This is a genomic window from Nocardioides sp. Root151, assembly GCF_001427925.1.
Classification (GTDB): domain Bacteria; phylum Actinomycetota; class Actinomycetes; order Propionibacteriales; family Nocardioidaceae; genus Nocardioides.
Map to the genome: position 1 here is coordinate 692,161 of NZ_LMGG01000001.1, position 15,538 is coordinate 707,698.

The 15,538-nt window shown below is 70.0% G+C and carries 16 protein-coding genes; 7 read left to right on the plus strand and 9 right to left on the minus strand.

The genetic code is table 11. The features are described from left to right. Positions 1–16: 16 nt before the first annotated feature. From rpsG to ASD66_RS03310, 5 genes are all read right to left on the minus strand, one after another. Complete coding sequence (rpsG, locus tag ASD66_RS03290; protein ID WP_056681804.1) at positions 17–487, minus strand: 30S ribosomal protein S7; 471 nt, start codon at positions 485–487, stop codon at positions 17–19. Continuing rightward, complete coding sequence (gene rpsL, locus ASD66_RS03295; RefSeq protein WP_056681807.1) at positions 487–861, minus strand: 30S ribosomal protein S12; 375 nt, start codon at positions 859–861, stop codon at positions 487–489. The genes rpsG and rpsL overlap by 1 nt, the downstream gene beginning before the upstream one ends. Positions 862–1,019: 158 nt before the next feature. Then, positions 1,020–2,321, minus strand: coding sequence for an MFS transporter (locus ASD66_RS03300; protein WP_056890017.1), 1,302 nt, complete (start codon positions 2,319–2,321; stop codon positions 1,020–1,022). A 51-nt stretch (positions 2,322–2,372) separates the two neighbouring features. Continuing rightward, positions 2,373–2,822, minus strand: coding sequence for a MarR family winged helix-turn-helix transcriptional regulator (locus tag ASD66_RS03305; protein ID WP_056681812.1), 450 nt, complete (start codon positions 2,820–2,822; stop codon positions 2,373–2,375). Between the two features lie 50 nt (positions 2,823–2,872). Further along, positions 2,873–3,502: a hypothetical protein gene (locus tag ASD66_RS03310; protein ID WP_056681814.1), complete on the minus strand. Its 630-nt coding sequence runs from the start codon at positions 3,500–3,502 to the stop codon at positions 2,873–2,875. 195 nt (positions 3,503–3,697) lie between these two features. Between ASD66_RS03310 and ASD66_RS03315 the strand changes: the two genes are divergently transcribed. Genes ASD66_RS03315 through ASD66_RS03330 form a run of 4 tightly spaced genes read left to right on the plus strand, consistent with a single transcriptional unit; the run spans position 3,698 to position 7,592 of the window. Continuing rightward, a complete protein-coding gene (locus ASD66_RS03315; RefSeq protein ID WP_056890018.1) occupies positions 3,698–4,462 on the plus strand; it encodes a hypothetical protein in 765 nt (254 codons plus the stop codon). 22 nt (positions 4,463–4,484) lie between these two features. After that, the gene (locus tag ASD66_RS03320) at positions 4,485–5,180 is read left to right on the plus strand and encodes a class F sortase (RefSeq protein ID WP_056890019.1); all 696 of its coding nucleotides are present in this window, start codon (positions 4,485–4,487) and stop codon (positions 5,178–5,180) included. Between the two features lie 22 nt (positions 5,181–5,202). Continuing rightward, positions 5,203–5,916, plus strand: coding sequence for a YcnI family protein (locus tag ASD66_RS03325; RefSeq protein WP_056890020.1), 714 nt, complete (start codon positions 5,203–5,205; stop codon positions 5,914–5,916). Further along, positions 5,916–7,592, plus strand: a complete 1,677-nt coding sequence (locus tag ASD66_RS03330) for a copper resistance protein CopC (protein WP_056890021.1) — start codon at positions 5,916–5,918, stop codon at positions 7,590–7,592. The genes ASD66_RS03325 and ASD66_RS03330 overlap by 1 nt, the downstream gene beginning before the upstream one ends. Positions 7,593–7,628: 36 nt before the next feature. Here ASD66_RS03330 and ASD66_RS03335 read toward each other — a convergent pair whose 3' ends face one another. Beyond that, on the minus strand, positions 7,629–9,119 hold the full coding sequence (locus ASD66_RS03335) for an NCS2 family permease (protein ID WP_056890022.1): 1,491 nt from the start codon (positions 9,117–9,119) through the stop codon (positions 7,629–7,631). 95 nt (positions 9,120–9,214) lie between these two features. On the opposite strand from ASD66_RS03335, the gene ASD66_RS03340 reads away from it, so the two are divergent. After that, on the plus strand, positions 9,215–9,484 hold the full coding sequence (locus ASD66_RS03340) for a DUF2530 domain-containing protein (protein ID WP_056684921.1): 270 nt from the start codon (positions 9,215–9,217) through the stop codon (positions 9,482–9,484). 150 nt (positions 9,485–9,634) lie between these two features. Beyond that, the gene (gene helR, locus ASD66_RS03345; RefSeq protein ID WP_056890023.1) at positions 9,635–11,800 is read left to right on the plus strand and encodes an RNA polymerase recycling motor ATPase HelR; all 2,166 of its coding nucleotides are present in this window, start codon (positions 9,635–9,637) and stop codon (positions 11,798–11,800) included. 45 nt (positions 11,801–11,845) lie between these two features. Here the strand turns inward: helR and ASD66_RS03350 are convergent, their stop codons facing one another. Further along, positions 11,846–12,631: a DUF3027 domain-containing protein gene (locus ASD66_RS03350; RefSeq protein ID WP_235529948.1), complete on the minus strand. Its 786-nt coding sequence runs from the start codon at positions 12,629–12,631 to the stop codon at positions 11,846–11,848. Positions 12,632–12,752: 121 nt separating this feature from the next. Between ASD66_RS03350 and ASD66_RS03355 the strand changes: the two genes are divergently transcribed. Further along, a complete protein-coding gene (locus tag ASD66_RS03355) occupies positions 12,753–14,267 on the plus strand; it encodes an MFS transporter (protein ID WP_082599303.1) in 1,515 nt (504 codons plus the stop codon). Between the two features lie 33 nt (positions 14,268–14,300). On the opposite strand, the gene ASD66_RS03360 is transcribed toward ASD66_RS03355, so the two are convergent. Then, positions 14,301–14,696, minus strand: coding sequence for a cold-shock protein (locus ASD66_RS03360; RefSeq protein ID WP_056681834.1), 396 nt, complete (start codon positions 14,694–14,696; stop codon positions 14,301–14,303). A gap of 103 nt (positions 14,697–14,799) precedes the next feature. Beyond that, complete coding sequence (locus ASD66_RS03365) at positions 14,800–15,426, minus strand: HAD family hydrolase (protein WP_056890024.1); 627 nt, start codon at positions 15,424–15,426, stop codon at positions 14,800–14,802. Positions 15,427–15,538 lie beyond the last annotated feature (112 nt).

Below are 15,538 nucleotides of genomic sequence, written 5' to 3' on the forward strand. Positions count from 1 at the left end.
GGCTCGAGAGCCTGCGTCACCAGCGGTAGTGGGCGAAGGCCTTGTTGGACTCGGCCATCTTGTGAGTGTCTTCGCGCTTCTTGACAGCGGCACCGAGGCCGTTGCTGGCGTCGAGGATCTCGTTCATCAGGCGCTCGGCCATCGTCTTCTCACGACGGTCCTTCGCGTAGCCGACGAGCCAGCGCAGCGCGAGCGTGGAGCCTCGGGTGCCCTTGACCTCGACCGGAACCTGGTAGGTCGCGCCACCGACACGGCGGGACTTGACCTCGATGGCCGGCTTGACGTTGTCGAGTGCACGCTTGAGCGTGACGACGGGGTCGGTGCCGGTCTTCTCGCGGCAACCCTCGAGCGCGGTGTAGACGATGCGCTGGGCGACCTGCTTCTTGCCGTCCATCAGCACCTTGCTGACGAGCTGGGAGACGACAGGCGAGCCGTAGACCGGGTCGACGTCGATCGGGCGCTTGGGAGCGGGACCCTTGCGAGGCATTAGCTCTTCTCCTTCTTCGCGCCGTAGCGGCTACGGGCCTGCTTGCGGTTCTTGACACCCTGGGTGTCGAGCGAGCCGCGAATGATCTTGTAGCGAACACCGGGGAGGTCCTTCACACGACCGCCGCGGACGAGCACGATCGAGTGCTCCTGGAGGTTGTGGCCAACGCCCGGGATGTACGCCGTGACCTCGACGCCGCTGGACAGGCGCACACGGGCGACCTTGCGCAGGGCGGAGTTCGGCTTCTTCGGGGTGGTGGTGTAGACGCGGGTGCAGACGCCTCGGCGCTGCGGCGATCCCTTCAGGGCAGGCGTCTTGTTCTTCGACACCTTGTCCTGGCGGCCCTTGCGGACCAACTGCTGAATGGTGGGCACCTTGGTGGTTCCCCTTCGTTGTCTCTCACAGGACCCGACGACTTGTCGGGAACGAAAACTGCTCAAATGCCCGGTTGGGCATGGTGTCCGGGTGGTGCTTGGCAACCCCGTCTGGCCACCCCCGCGCTCGGGCGTGTCGGCCGTTTCAGATGCGCCGACTATTTTCGAGCACGCGCAACGGCCGGGTTGTCCCAGACACGAGGGAACACGTTACCCGGTGCCCCAGCGGGGGTCAAAACGGAACGAGAGCCCCTGTTCATGCGCCAGAACACCAGCACGGCCACGCCGACACCGGCGATGGTGAGCAGACCACCGAAGATCAGGGTCCAGCGCGCTCCGAAGGACTCCCCGATCCACCCGATCACGGGTGAGCCGAGCGGCGTACCGCCCATCACGATGGTCATGTAGAGCGCCATCACCCGACCACGCAGCTGGGGGTCGGACTCGAGCTGCATCACCGCGTTGGCGGAGTTGAGCAGGGTGAGCGTGCAGAAGCCGATCGCGGGACTGAACAGCGCGAAGGCGACGTACGACGGCATCAGGCCGGCCACCACCTCGGCGATGCCGAACCCGAGCGCGGCCACGACCAGCAGCCGCATGCGGATCCGGACCCGGCGGGCGGCCATCAGGGCACCGGCCAGCGAACCGATCGCCATCGTCGAGCCGAGCAGGCCGAACTCACCGGCGCCCTTGCCGTAGACGTCGGTCGCCATCAGCGCGGAGGTGATCTGGAAGTTCATCCCGAACGTGCCGGCGAAGAAGACCAGGATCAGGATCATCACCATCTTGGGCTTCCCCCTGACGTAGCGGACCCCCTCCCGGAGCGCCCCCGGGGCGCGTTCGACCCGTTTCGGCGTGTGGAGGAGGTCGGCGTCCATGCGCTCGAGCTGCCAGATGACGGCGGCGTAGGAGACGGCGTTGATCAGGATCACCCAGCCGGTCGCCCAGGCGCCACCGCCGAGGGCACCGATCATCAGGCCGGCCAGGCCGGGGCCGAGGATGCGGGCCATGTTGAACGTGGCCGAGTTGAGCCCCACCGCGTTGGTGAGGTCGTCGGCGTCGACCATCTCCGAGACGAACGACTGGCGGGCGGGGGCGTCGAAGGCGGAGGCGATGCCGAAGACGAAGGCGATCGTGTAGACGTGCCAGACCTCGACCACACCGAGCACGGTGATCAGGCCGAGGGCGAACGAGGCGACACCCATGGCGGCCTGGGTCACCTGCAGCAGGCGGCGCTTGTCGAAGCGGTCAGCGATCACGCCGGCGTACGGCGAGAGGAGCAGGACGGGCAGGAACTGGAGTCCGGTGGTGATGCCGAGGGCGGTGCCGCTGGCCGTGAGGACCAGGATCAGCCAGTCCTGGGCCACTCGCTGCATCCAGGTGCCGACGTTCGAGACGAGGCTGCCGGCGGCATAGCGCCGGTAGTTCGGGTTGTGCAGGGAGCGGAAGGTGGGACTCACGGCCGAGCCTCAGCTTGCTGACGAGGGAAGGGGTGCGGGATCAAAGCGTGGTCAGTCCTCCTCTGCCATGCGTTGCAGGATCGGGGCGGCGGCACGCAGGACCGCGCGCTCCTCGGTGGTCAGGTCGGAGAGGCGCCGGGCCAGCCACGCGTCTCGACGTGCACGGTCGGCCAGGAGGGTCTCTCGACCCTTCTCGGTGAGTGCCACGACGACCTGGCGGCCGTCGGACTCGTGGGGGCGGCGGGTGGCGTAGCCGCCGTCGACCAGGCTGTTGACGGTGCGGGTCATCGACGGCGGCTGGACCCGCTCTCGACGGGCCAGCTGGCCGACGGTGCAGTCGCCGTGGCGCGCCAGGCAGCCGAGCACCGCCATCGTCGGGATGCTCAGCTCGTTGTCGGGAGCACGCTCGGACGTGAGACGTCGACGCAGGCGCATGACCGAGAGCCGCAACTCCGAGGCCAGCCCCGCATTGGTGCGGACGGCTTTCTCAACAGTTGGCATGTGTTTAGCATAGGTCATTACCCATGCTAAGCAAATTCAAGGGACGCGACTCAGGTGTGCTTCTCCCAGCACGCCAGCACGCTGGTGGCCACGGCGTAGGCCAGGTCCGCCTGCGTCATGTCGCCGTCCGGGCCGAGCCCGTCGGGCAGTGCCGTGGCGTCGACCTCGAGCGTCTTGTCGTCCTTGATGAACACGGCGACGCCGTCGCCGGTCTCGTAGGCGGGCAGGCCGAGGCTGGTCATGCCGACGATGTCCTGGGCGTCGTCGAGCGTCGTCCGCAGTGTCTCGTAGTGGTCGCGCCCGGACTGCGCGTCGGTGGCGTCGTGGACCGAGAGGACCAACGGACCCTCGGGGAGGCTGTAGGTGCAGGTGTACATCGGCTCGGACCACGACGCCTGGCGCGTCGGGGCCTTCCCGAGACCGGAGATGCGCTGCACGTCGTCGGCGACGTCACCGTCACACACCATGCGGGCCGCGGGAGACGGCTCGGCGCCCGCTGGTTCGGCGCCGCCCGACTGCATCTCGTCGTCGGACATCACCGAGCCGTCGGGCATCGTGTGGGAGCCCGTCGAGCTCTTGTCCGGCGCGGGCTTCGACTCGTTGTCGGCCGCCGTCGAGCCGCAGCCGGTCAGCAGCACCGAGGCCGCAGCGACCGCAGCCCATCGTGTCGTGCGGTTCATTCCAGACTCCCGTCGTCGTGCCGGATCGCGAACGGTTCACCAGTGGTTCGTCCCGGAGGCACACCCGGATTGGTGTGGCTCCGTCCCGGAACTTGGCAGATCCCACCAATCCGATGGGACGAGTGGTCCGAATCACTCGCAACTGTGCTCGCCCGCACGATTCAGAAAGGGCGAGCCATGGAGGAGGAGTCTTCAATGAAGAAGCCGATCCGATTGCTCATTCCCCTTGCGGCAGCAGCCGTGACCATTGCGATGTCACCCACTGCCGCGTTCGCTGACGGCGCCGACGGCACCTACCAGACGAGCCTCGACCCGCTGAACGGATCCTCTGGGTCCGGCATGGCCATGATCACCGTGAAGGGCGACCAGGCCACGGTCGAGCTCAGCTGGAGCGGGCTGCCCAAGACGTTCATGAACGCCGACTACCCGCACGTCCAGCACATCCACATCGGAGCCCAGGGCACCTGCCCGTCGGGCCTCGCCCTCGACAAGAACGGCGACGGCATCGTCGACACGGTCGAAGGCACTCCGGCGTACGGCGACATCGGCACCACGCTGTCGGTCAAGGGCGACACCAGCCCCAAGGCCGGCACCAACATCAAGATCGCACCCGGAGGCGACAGCCTCGAGTACAACCGCACCATCACGCTCAGCCAGGACACCGTCGACCAGCTGAGCTCGGGCACCGGCGTGATCGTGGTCCACGGGCTCGACCCGGCCACGCTGAGCAAGAAGGCCGCCAACGCCAAGAGCAAGCTGGTGCCGTCGCTGCCGCTGGCCGCAACCGCCCCTGCGCTCTGCGGCGCCCTGGACAAGACGCCCAGCGGTGGCGTGGACACCGGTAGCGGCTCGACCGCCGGCGTGGAGAACCTGGGCATGTTCGCCCTGGGTGGCGGCCTGCTCTCGGTCGCAGCCGTCGGCATGATGGCCCGCCGCCGCCGCGTCGAGCAGGACGCCTGACCGGAAGGTCGAAGGTCCTGACATGTCGGTCACTGGCGGTCGCCGCGGCGGGCTCCTGCTCGCCGCGGTGGCCGCCGTCGGCATCCTGGTCCTCGTCCTCGCCCTGAAGGGCCAGGACCCCGACCCGCCGCCGGCACCTGACGACACCGGTTCCCTCGACGCGACCCGCGACCCCGGGAGCGCCTCACCTGACGACTCCCCCGGTTCCTCGACGCCGGGCAAGGCGGCCGAGGAGAAGGACCCGCCGCTCGGGCCCTCGACCCCGATCACCCTCACGGTCCCGAAGATCGGGGTCGACTCCGAGGTCATCACCGTCGGCACCGCGGACGACGGGACCCTGGAGGTTCCGCAGCCCGGCCCCGACCTCGACAAGGCGGCGTGGTTCGACAAGTCGCCGACACCGGGGCAACCGGGACCTTCGATCATCGAGGGACACGTGTCCACGGAGGAGGGCGCGTCCGTCTTCCTCGACCTCGGCCGACTGCGTCCCGGGGACAAGGTCACCGTCGACCGGGAGGACGGCACACGCGCGACCTTCACGGTCTACGCCCTGCGCACCTTCGACAAGGACCGCTTCCCGACGAAGCTCGTCTACGGCGGGGACCTGAGCACTCCGACGCTGCGGCTGATCACCTGCAGCAACTTCGACCCCAACGTCGGACACCACACCGGAAACCTCGTCGTGTTCTCGAAGCTCACCGCCGTCCACGACGGGTGACCCCCACCTGAGGAGATGCCCCATGAAGGCAGCTCGACTGCTCGCCCTGCCCTGCGTCACCGCCCTGGTCGTGCTGGGTACGCCGACCGCCGCCGACGCCCACGTCACGATCACCGCCTCTGAGACCGGCGCCGGGGCCTCGACCGTGCTCACCGCGAGTGTGGGCCACGGCTGCGAGGGGTCCGCGACCACCCGGATGACCTTCCGGATCCCGGAGCAGATCCTCTCGGTGACCCCCACCCGCAACCCGTTGTGGAAGGTGCGCACGCAGATCGTCCCGCTCGACGAGCCGGCCACCGACGCCCACGGCAACACGGTCACCGAACGGGTGGGCACGGTCACCTACGAGGCAAGGACTCCCCTGCCCGACGGCGTACGCGACACCTTCGAGCTGTCGTTGACCCTTCCCGACACCGAGGGCGAGACCCTCGCCTTCCCGGTGATCCAGACCTGCGAGAAGGGCGAGACCGCCTGGACCGAAGTGGCCGCCGAGGGCCAGGACCCGGAGCAGCTCGAGTCGCCCGCGCCGACGGTCACGATCAGCGGTTCGGACGAGGCGGGCGCCGAGGGCACCGGGCACGCCGAGAGCGCCGCGCACGAGGAGGGCACTGCGAGCGACGCCTCCGGGGACTCCCCCGAGGCAGCATCCCGCTCGATGGAGATGGCCGCCTTCGGGGTCGGCATCCTGGGACTGTTGGTGGGAGGGGCGGCGCTGGTCCTCGTACGCCGACGCTGATGGCGCGGCGTCTGGCGCGGATCGCGCTGGCCGTCGTCGCCGGGCTCCTGGTCGTGCTCGGATCGGCGGGACCGGCCTCGGCACACGCCACCCTCGTCGGCTCCGACCCGGCCGAGGGCGAAGTGCTGGTCTCGGCACCCGACCGGGTCACGCTCACCTTCGACGAGGGCGTCACCCTTCCGTCCGACGCGGTCTCACTCTTCGACGCCGACGGTCGGTCACTCGACTCCGACAGCGCCGCCCGGGACCGTCAGGTGACCGTCGATCTCCCCGACGAGCTGGGCGACGGCACCTACGTCGTCACGTGGCGCATCGTCTCCGACGACGGTCACCCGGTGGCGGGGTCGCTCACGTTCTCCGTCGGCAAGCCCAGCGAGCACGTGGCCGCGCCGGGTCAGGTCAGGGACCCGTCGACCGCGGTCTCGGGCACGCTCGGTGTCGCGCAGGGCGCGTTGTACGTCGCGTTGCTCCTGGCCGCGGGACTCATCGCCTTCGCCTGCCTGCTGCTGCCTCCGGGGGCGAACGTGGGCCGGGTGCGCGGGCGGCTCACGGTGGTCACCCGGGTGTGTGCCGCAGTCGCCGGGCTCGCCGCACTCGCGGTGGTGCCGTTGACCGCCGTGCACCAGCAGCTCCTCGGTCTCGGCGACCTCGCATCGGCTGGTGCGTGGGACCTCGCACTGGTGGGCGACGACCTGACGATCGCCCTCCTGGTGGCGTCGGGCCTGGGCGTCGCGGTCGTCGTACTCACCGCGGCGGGGCGTGCCCGGGGCTGGACCCGACGCCTGCACGCGGTCGCCCTCGCCGGAGCGACCGTCGCGGTCGTCGCTCCCGCCCTGGTCGGGCACGCCCGCACCACTGGTCCACAACCGCTCGTGCTGGCCACCGACATGCTGCACCTGGTGACCGGAGCGGTCTGGCTCGGCGGACTCGTCGGGCTCGCCCTCACCCTGGGAGCCCTGCGCCGACACGGCGATCTCGCGGCCCGCACGCTCGCCCGGTTCTCGACCGTGGCGGCCGGCACCCTGGCCCTGCTGGTGGTCGCGGGATCGTTCATGGCCTGGCGCATCGTCGGCTCCTGGGACGCGCTGTTCGGCACCCGCTACGGCACGGTTCTAATGGTCAAGGTCGGCATCGCGGTGCTCGTCATGGCGGTGGCCGCCGCCAACCGCTGGGTGCTGCTCCCCCGCGCGCTGGCCACCCCCGACGACGGCACTCCGCGCCATGCCTTCGACCTGGTTGGCCGCTCGGTCACGGTCGAGGCGTCGCTGCTGGTCGTCGTGCTCGGGCTGACCGGGTTCCTGGTCTCCCAGTCACCCGAACCCCGACCCGCGGAGCCGGCACCGGCTGCTGCTGCGGAGTTCGTCTCGGCCGACATCGGTGACCTGACCGTGCTGGTGCTGCTGACGCCGCCGTCCCCTGGCCGCACCACGCTGCACGTGCATCTCGAGGACTCGGCCGGACGGCCCGTGTCGCCGTACGCCGCACCCGTGGTGTCGATGCGCTCGGACGACGTCGACCTCGGCGCCGTACCCCTGGAACGCTCGGGCACTGGTGTCTACACGGCCCCCGTCGTGCTCCCGGAGCCCGGCGACTGGCAGGTCCAGGTCAGCCTGCGGGTCGACGAGTTCGACAACCCCGTCACCACCCTCACCGTCCCCGTCCCCGTCCCCCGTTGACCCGTCGCCAGTTCTGGTCGACCCGTCGCCAGTTCGTCAGTTGATCCAGGAGCTGATCGGGCTGTAGGCGAAGTAGACGACGAACAGGACGGCCACGATCCACATCAACGGGTGGACGTCGCGCAGCTTGCCCATCACGACCTTGAGCAGCACGAACGCGAGGAACCCGGCGCCGATGCCGACGCTGATCGAGTAGGTGAACGGCATGAGCACGATGGTCAGGAACGCCGGGATCGCGATCTCAGGGTCGCGCCAGTCGATGTCGCCGACCTGCTGCATCATCATGAAACCGACCAGCACCAGGGCCGGCACAGCGGCTTCCGAGGGAATCGCTCCGACCAGGGGCGTGAGGAACATCGCCAGCAGGAACAGCACGCCGGTGACGATCGAGGCCAGTCCGGTGCGGGCGCCCTCGCCCACGCCCGACGCCGACTCGATGTAGGACGTGTTCGACGAGACGCCGCCCGCGCCACCGGCGATCGCGGCCACGGAGTCGACGATCAGGATCCGCTGGGTGTTGGGCGGGATGCCCTGCTCGTCGTTCAGGCCCGCCTCGGCGCCGATCGCGGTCATCGTGCCCATGGTGTCGAAGAAGTCGGCGAGCAGCAGGGTGAAGACCAAGAGTACGGCGGCCAGGATGCCGCCCTCGACGGAGTCGAAGGCGCCGAACAGGTTGAACTCGCCGAGGGTGGCGAAGTCGGGCTTGTCGAACACGGAGCCGTCGAGCGACGGGACGCTCAGCGCCCACCCGTTGGGGTTGCTGCCGTCGGACTGCACGGCGCCCAGGTCACCGATCGCCTCGACGATCACGGCGAGCACGGTGCTGGCGAGGATCCCGATCAGGATCGCGCCGCGGACCTTGCGCACCCACAACCCGACCATCAGCGCCAGCCCGACGACGAAGACCAGGACCGGCCAGCCGAGCAGGTGGCTGTCGACGCCCAGCTGGACTGGCACGGTGGTGGTGAACGCGTCGGGGATGCGCGTCACGAAGCGCGCGTCGACCAGGCCGACGAGCGTGATGAAGAGCCCGATGCCGACCGAGATGGCCACCTTCAGCTGCCGTGGCACGGCGTGGAAGACCGCCGTACGGAACCCGGTCAGCACGAGCACCAGGATCACGATGCCCTCGAGCACGACGAGCCCCATCGCGTCGGACCACGTCGACTGCCGGGCGATCGTGTTCGCCACGAACACGTTGAGGCCAAGGCCGGTGGCCAGCGCCAACGGGAAGTTCGCCACCGATCCCATCAGGATGGTCAGCAGACCGGCGATCAGCGCCGTCCCCGCGGCGATCGCCGGGATGCCCGAGCCGGGATCGGTGCCTCCGCCGAGGAAGTTGCCCTCGGAGTCGGGCACGTAGCCGAGGATCAGCGGGTTGAGCACGACGATGTAGGCCATCGTCAGGAACGTGACGAGACCACCGCGGAGCTCCTGTCCGATGGTGGAGCCGCGTGCGGAGATCTTGAAGAACGAGTCGATGCCGGAGGTCGCCCGAGGCTGCGCAGGTGAGTTCACGATCCGCATCGTGGCAGATCCGGGGACCTGTTGGCACTCCTCCCCGTTACGGCGACGTCACGGGGTGGACTAGGTTTCGTCCTGTGGAGCACGAGGACCAGCCGATGACGCACGAGATCGGCAACCGCACCTACATCGTCGCGGACGTCGATCCGCTCGACGTCGACGGCGTGCGCACCCTCGAGGTCGGCACCGGGCTCTGGCTGCTCGGTTTCCTGGCCCTGCTGCCGTTCTACGGGCGTCTCTCCGACGACGGCCACCTGTGGTGGCTGTGGACCTGCATGGCCGGATTCGGGCTCGGCCTCTTCGGGCTGGAGTTCTGCCGGCGCCGGCGCAAGGCCCGCGAGGAGCGCACCGCCGAGGGCCCCGCCTGACCTGCGGTTCGCAGACTCAGGGCACGAAAAAGGAGAGGCCCTCGCCTCTCCACTCCCAAGGTATAGCGCAGGTGGGGGCTTGCCGCAAGGCCCCGTTCATGCCGCAGAATCTCCGGGCCATGGCCTCCTGCAGCGATCGGAACTGATGCCGTGAACCCCTTGCCCACCAGTGCGTTCCACCTTCCCGACCACCTCACCCACAAGGACGACCCGGCCCTCGTCGCCGGCGACGAGAAACACTTCGCGGTCATCGCGGAGAGCCTCGAGCAGGCCATCGCCGACCTGGAGCAGCGCCTCGACGAGACGCGCAAGGCCCCCGGGGGCACCGGCCAGGCGGCGATGGACCGCGACCTCGAGGTGCACCGGCTGACCAACCGGCTGCGCACCATGCGCCGCTTCGGGCTCGACCTGTGCCTGGGCCACATGGTCGCCGTCGACGACCAGGAACCGGTGTACGTCGGGCGCCTCGGCCTCACCGCCCCCGACGGGCGGCGCCTGCTGGTCGACTGGCGCTCCCCCGCCGCCGAGGCGTTCTTCGGAGCCACCCACGGCAACCCGATGGGGCTGGCCAGCCGACGCAGGTACCGCTGGACCAGCGGCCAGGTCACGGACTACTGGGACGAGGTGTTCACCCCGGACGGCATCGAGGCGCGGGCCGCACTCGACGACCAGTCCGCGTTCATCGCCAGTCTGGGCAGCAACAGGTCGGCCCGGATGCGCGACGTGCTCGGCACGATCCAGGCCGACCAGGACGCGATCATCCGGGCCGGGTCCCGTGGCACCCTCGTGGTCGACGGCGGGCCCGGCACTGGCAAGACCGTGGTGGCCCTGCACCGCACGGCGTACCTCCTCTACTCCGACCCTCGGCTGGGTCACCGGCGTGGCGGCGTGCTGTTCGTCGGTCCGCACCAGCCCTACCTGGCCTACGTGTCCGACGTGCTCCCCAGCCTCGGCGAGGAAGGGGTGCAGACCTGCACGCTCAGGCACCTGGTCCCCGAGGGCGCCACCGCACCGGACGAGGCCGACCCCGAGGTGGCCCGCCTCAAGGCCACCGCCGACATGGTGCGGGCCATCGAGCCGGCGGTCCGCCTCTACGAGGAGCCGCCGAAGGAGGGCATGGAGGTCGATACCCACTGGGCGGACCTGTGGCTGAGCACCGCCGACTGGGTGGAGGCCTTCGAGTCGCGCGAGCCCGGCACGCCGCACAACGAGGCCCGCGACCAGGTCTGGGAGGAGCTGCTCACCATCCTGGTCGACAAGCACGAGACGGACGACGAGGTCACTCCCGAGATGGTGCGCTCGTCGCTGGCGCAGAACGCCGACCTGCGCGCCGAGTTCGGCAAGGCCTGGCCGTTGATCGAGCCCACCGACCTCGTCGGCGACCTCTGGGAGGTGCCGGCCTACCTGCGCATGTGCGCCCCGTGGCTGACGCCCGAGGAGGTTCGCGCCCTGCAACGCGACGACCCGTCGGCGTGGACCGTCTCGGACCTCCCGCTGCTCGACGCAGCCCGGCAGCGCCTCGGCGACCCGGAGGCGTCCCGTCGCCGGCGTCGGCACGAGGCCTCCGTCGCCGCCGAACGCGAGGAGATCGCGGCGGTCGTCGACCACCTGATCGAGGACGACGACTCGGAGATGAAGCTGATGTCGATGCTGAAGGTCTCGGACGCCCAGAGCATCATCGTCGACGAGTCGGCCCAGCCCGGCGTGGAGCCGGACCTGCTGGCCGGGCCGTTCGCGCACGTCGTCGTCGACGAGGCGCAGGAGCTGACCGACGCGGAGTGGCAGATGCTCCTGCTGCGCTGCCCCTCACGCAGCTTCACCATCGTCGGCGACCGCGCCCAGGCCCGGCACGGCTTCACCGAGTCGTGGCAGGAGCGGCTCGAGCGCGCCGGCCTCGACCGGGTCGAGATCGCCACCCTCGGCATCAACTACCGCACGCCCGAGGAGGTCATGGTCGAGGCCGAGCCGGTGATCCGGGCCGCGCTGCCCGACGCCAACGTGCCGACCTCCGTCCGCAGCAGCGGCCTGCCCGTGGTGCACGGGCGTACGGCGGAGCTGGCCGCGACGCTCGACGAGTGGCTGGCCGGGCACGAGGAAGGCGTCGCCTGCGTCATCGCGACCTCCCCGGAGAACTGGGCGATCCCCGACGACCCGCGGGTCCGGGCCCTCACCCCGGAGCTGTCCAAGGGGCTCGAGTTCGACCTCGTGGTGCTGATCGACCCGGACACCTTCGGCTCGGGGATCGAGGGCGCCGTCGACCGCTACGTCGCGATGACCCGCGCCACCGAGCGACTGGTGGTGCTGCGCAGCACGTGACGCGCCGGCCGTCGTACGGCGGTCAGGCGGCCGTCGTGTGACGGGTCAGAACGCGTCGACCTCGTCGATGGTGAGGGTGTCGAAGACGTGGTCGGGCATCGGGAGCGGCTGCTGCTTCTTGGTCAGCTGGGCCTCGGAGTGCGCACCGCAGCCGTGGCCCAGTGCGACCACGCGTCCGTCGTCGTTGGCGTTGCCGTTGGCGCAGACGCCGAAGGTCACCGACAGCGGACCGGCCAGGCGCACGAGGAACCCGCACGACCAGCAGTTGGCCGGGGCCTGCTGCGCGATGGGTGCCAGCGGGCCTGCCTCGCCGTCGTACCACCGCTCGGCAGCCAGGTCGCGGCCCTCGAGCGAGAGCGTGCGCACCCGGCCGAGGCCGAGGTCGTCGGCCACCTGGCGCAGCTGTGCGTCGTCCTGCTGGTCGAGCGGGTCGACGGCGCTGTCTCCGACGAGGTACGTCGGGACCAGGCGGGCGTCGTCGTCCTCGACGGGCAGCAGGTCGCCGGGCGACATGTCGCCGGGCTGGATGCGCTCCTTGTAGGGCACCCAGGCCGGGGCGGTGATCGACTCGGGGCCGGGAATCAGCACGATCTCGTCGACCGTGGCCGCCTTCTGGCGGGAGGCCCGGGTGATCGTCACCGACCAGCGCCAGCCCGTGTAGCCCGGACGGGTGCAGTCGAAGTAGTGGCTCAGGACCCGGTCGCCCTCCTCCTGGTGACCGAGGTGCTCACCGATGTCGGAAACGGGCACGTCGGCGGCCAGGGCAGCGCGGGCCGCGTCGACGGCAGCGACAAGGGCGCTGTCGGACTTGGTTCGGGTTGTCACGGTCACGTGCGTGATTGTGTCCCATGCGAGCACGTATTGTCTTGCCGGGTAGGGGTTCGGCAGGCGATTCACCAGACGGGGAGGGTTCGGCTCGCATGATGTCGGGGGCACCGGGCAGGATGACGGCATGACCACACGGCCGCCCGACGATCCCCACCAGGACCCGTCCCGCGATCCCCACCAGGGCCCCGGTGACGCCACCGACGGCCATGGGTACGACCCCTACGGGCCCACCCACACCAAGGGTGAGAACGCGATCCGCTTCGCCAAGGCCACCGGTGTCGGTGCCCGGGCGGTGGCCCGTGGCACCGCCAAGGCGAGCAAGGCGACCTTCCGGGTGGCGCGCCGCGCCTCCCACGCCGAAGGAGCCGGAGACTCGGGCCTGTTCCGCCTGATCGAGCTGCACGCCTTCAACGCCGCCGGAGACACGGCGGTGGCGATCTCGTTGGCCGGCACGCTGTTCTTCCAGGTGCCGACCGGTGAGGCGCGCGGCCAGGTGGCCCTGTTCCTGGCGATGACGATGCTGCCGTTCGCAATCGTCGCGCCGCTGATCGGCCCGTTCCTCGACCGGTTCAGCCACGGCCGACGCTGGGCCATCGGCAGCACGATGGCGATCCGCGCCTTCCTGTGCTGGGTCCTCGCCGCGGCGGTGGTCACCGAGTCGACGTGGTTGTTCCCTGCCGCCCTGGGCGTGTTGGTCTCGTCGAAGGCCTACGGCATCACCAAGGCCGCGGCCGCGCCACGCCTGGTGCCCGAGGGCGTCACGCTGGTGAAGGCCAACGCACGCATCGGTCTGGCCGGTGTGGTCGGCGCCGGTGTCTCGGCCCCGTTGGCTGGTCTCGCCGCCACCTTCGGTCCCGAGTGGTCGTTGCGCTACGGCTTCGTGGTCTTCATCGGTGCCACCATCCTGGCCATCCTGCTGCCCCGCAAGGTCGACTCCTCGGCCGGCGAGGCGCACCTCGAGCTGATGCCCGGGCCGTCCGCGCGGGCCAACCCGCAGCGCCAGAGCATGCGCATCCCCGCACCCGTGGCGTTCGCGCTGCGGGCCAACTGCGGGCCACGGTTCCTCTCCGGCTTCCTCACGATGTTCATGGCGTTCCTGCTTCGCGAGAACCCCATCGAAGGCTGGGAGGACAGACAGGCGATGCTCCTCGGCCTCGTGATCGGGGCCGCGGGGCTGGGCAACACCCTCGGCATCTTCCTCGGCTCGATCCTGAAGAAGGTGAACCCGTCGGTCACGGTGGTGGTCGCACTGCTCGCCGACGCGGCGATGGCGCTGGTGGCTGCCCTGTTCTACGGGCTGATACCACTGGTCGCCCTGGGTCTCACGGCAGGACTCTCACAGTCGCTGGCCAAGCTCTCGCTCGACTCGACGATCCAGACGCACGTGCACGAGCGCGTGCAGACCAGCGCGTTCGCCCGCTCCGACACCATGTTGCAGCTGGCCTGGGTGGTCGGTGGGTTCGTGGGCATCGCGATGCCGCTGATCCCCCGCCTGGGCCTCGGGGTCGGGTTCGCCGTGCTCGCCGCGTGGGCCGTGTTCGTGCTCGTCGTACGCGGTGGACCGGCGCGGCGGCCGCGGCCGCCGTACCCGCACCAGCCCCCGCACGAGCCGCAGACGGTGCCCGGCGAGAGCTACTGACCGCTGGGGCCTGGGCCGTGTGAGAGATACGGCCTAGAGCTCGAGCTCGTCGGCCAGCGCGCGGAGCAGCTTCGCGGTCGGTCGGGCGGTCTTCGCCTCGGGGTGCCGGCCGCGACGGTAGCCCTCGCCCACGTCGTCGAGCAGGCGGATGAGGTCCTCGACGATGGTGGACATCTCTTCGGGGGTCTTGCGCTGCGCCTTGGACTTGTTGCGCGCCACGGACACCGGGGCGTCGACCAGCTTCACCTGGAGGGCCTGGTCGCCCTTGCGGCCCTGGGCGATGCCGAACTCGACCTTGGTGCCGGCCTTGAGCACGGTGGTTCCCTCAGGAAGGGCCTCGGCGCGCACGTAGACGTCGGGGCCGTCCGTCTGGGACAGGAAGCCGAAACCCTTCTCGGCGTCGTACCACTTCACCTTGCCAGTAGGCACTGGAGTGCCCCTCTCTGATGTGCGCTACCTGCGTGCGCGCTGCCTGATCGTGCTGCGCCCGGTCGTACGACGCAGTCCTGCATGCGGAGCCTATGGTGCGACGTCACCCGGAGGCCAATGCGATTCCGAGGTGGTCGTCGAGCCAGGCCGGAAAAGCGGTGAGGTCGTCGAGCACGACGTGGGTCCCGGCCGCCTCGAGCTCCTCGCGGGTGCAGCCGCCGGTGAGCACGGAGACGCTGAGGATGCCCGCCGCCAGCGCGCCCTCGACGTCATGCACGTGGTCGCCCACGTAGATCGTCGCGCCCTCCTTGCGGAGCACGTCGGCCTTCCCGACACCCCACACCCACCCTTCGAGGTGGTCGATGTCGAGACCGAGGTGGTCGACGTGGCGTTGCGCGTTGGTGGCCACCTTGCCGGTGACCAGGATGTTGCGACCGCCCAGTCGGCGTACGGCGGCCAGGGACTCGTGCGCGCCCGGGAACACCGACACCGAGGCAATGGCCAGGTCCGGGTAGAGCGCCCGGAAGCGGTCGCCGGCCGGGTTGACCTGCTCCTCCGGGAGGTGGTCGCGCAGCATCATCTCCAGCGGCGGGCCGAGCCGGCGGGTCATCTCCTCGACCGGGAAGTCGACGCCGAGCTCGTCGCCGAGCGCCGTCAGGGTGGCCGCGAATCCCGGAACGGTGTCGATCAGCGTCATGTCGAGGTCGAAACCGACCACAGGGCCCGTCATGTGTGACAGCCTAGGTGCAGGTGCCCAGCGCCTTGTGGGGACGGAATTGAAACCGCCCCCCGACGCTGCCACCATGGGGGTTTCGGTAACTGCTGCGACTTGTGGGTTCTGT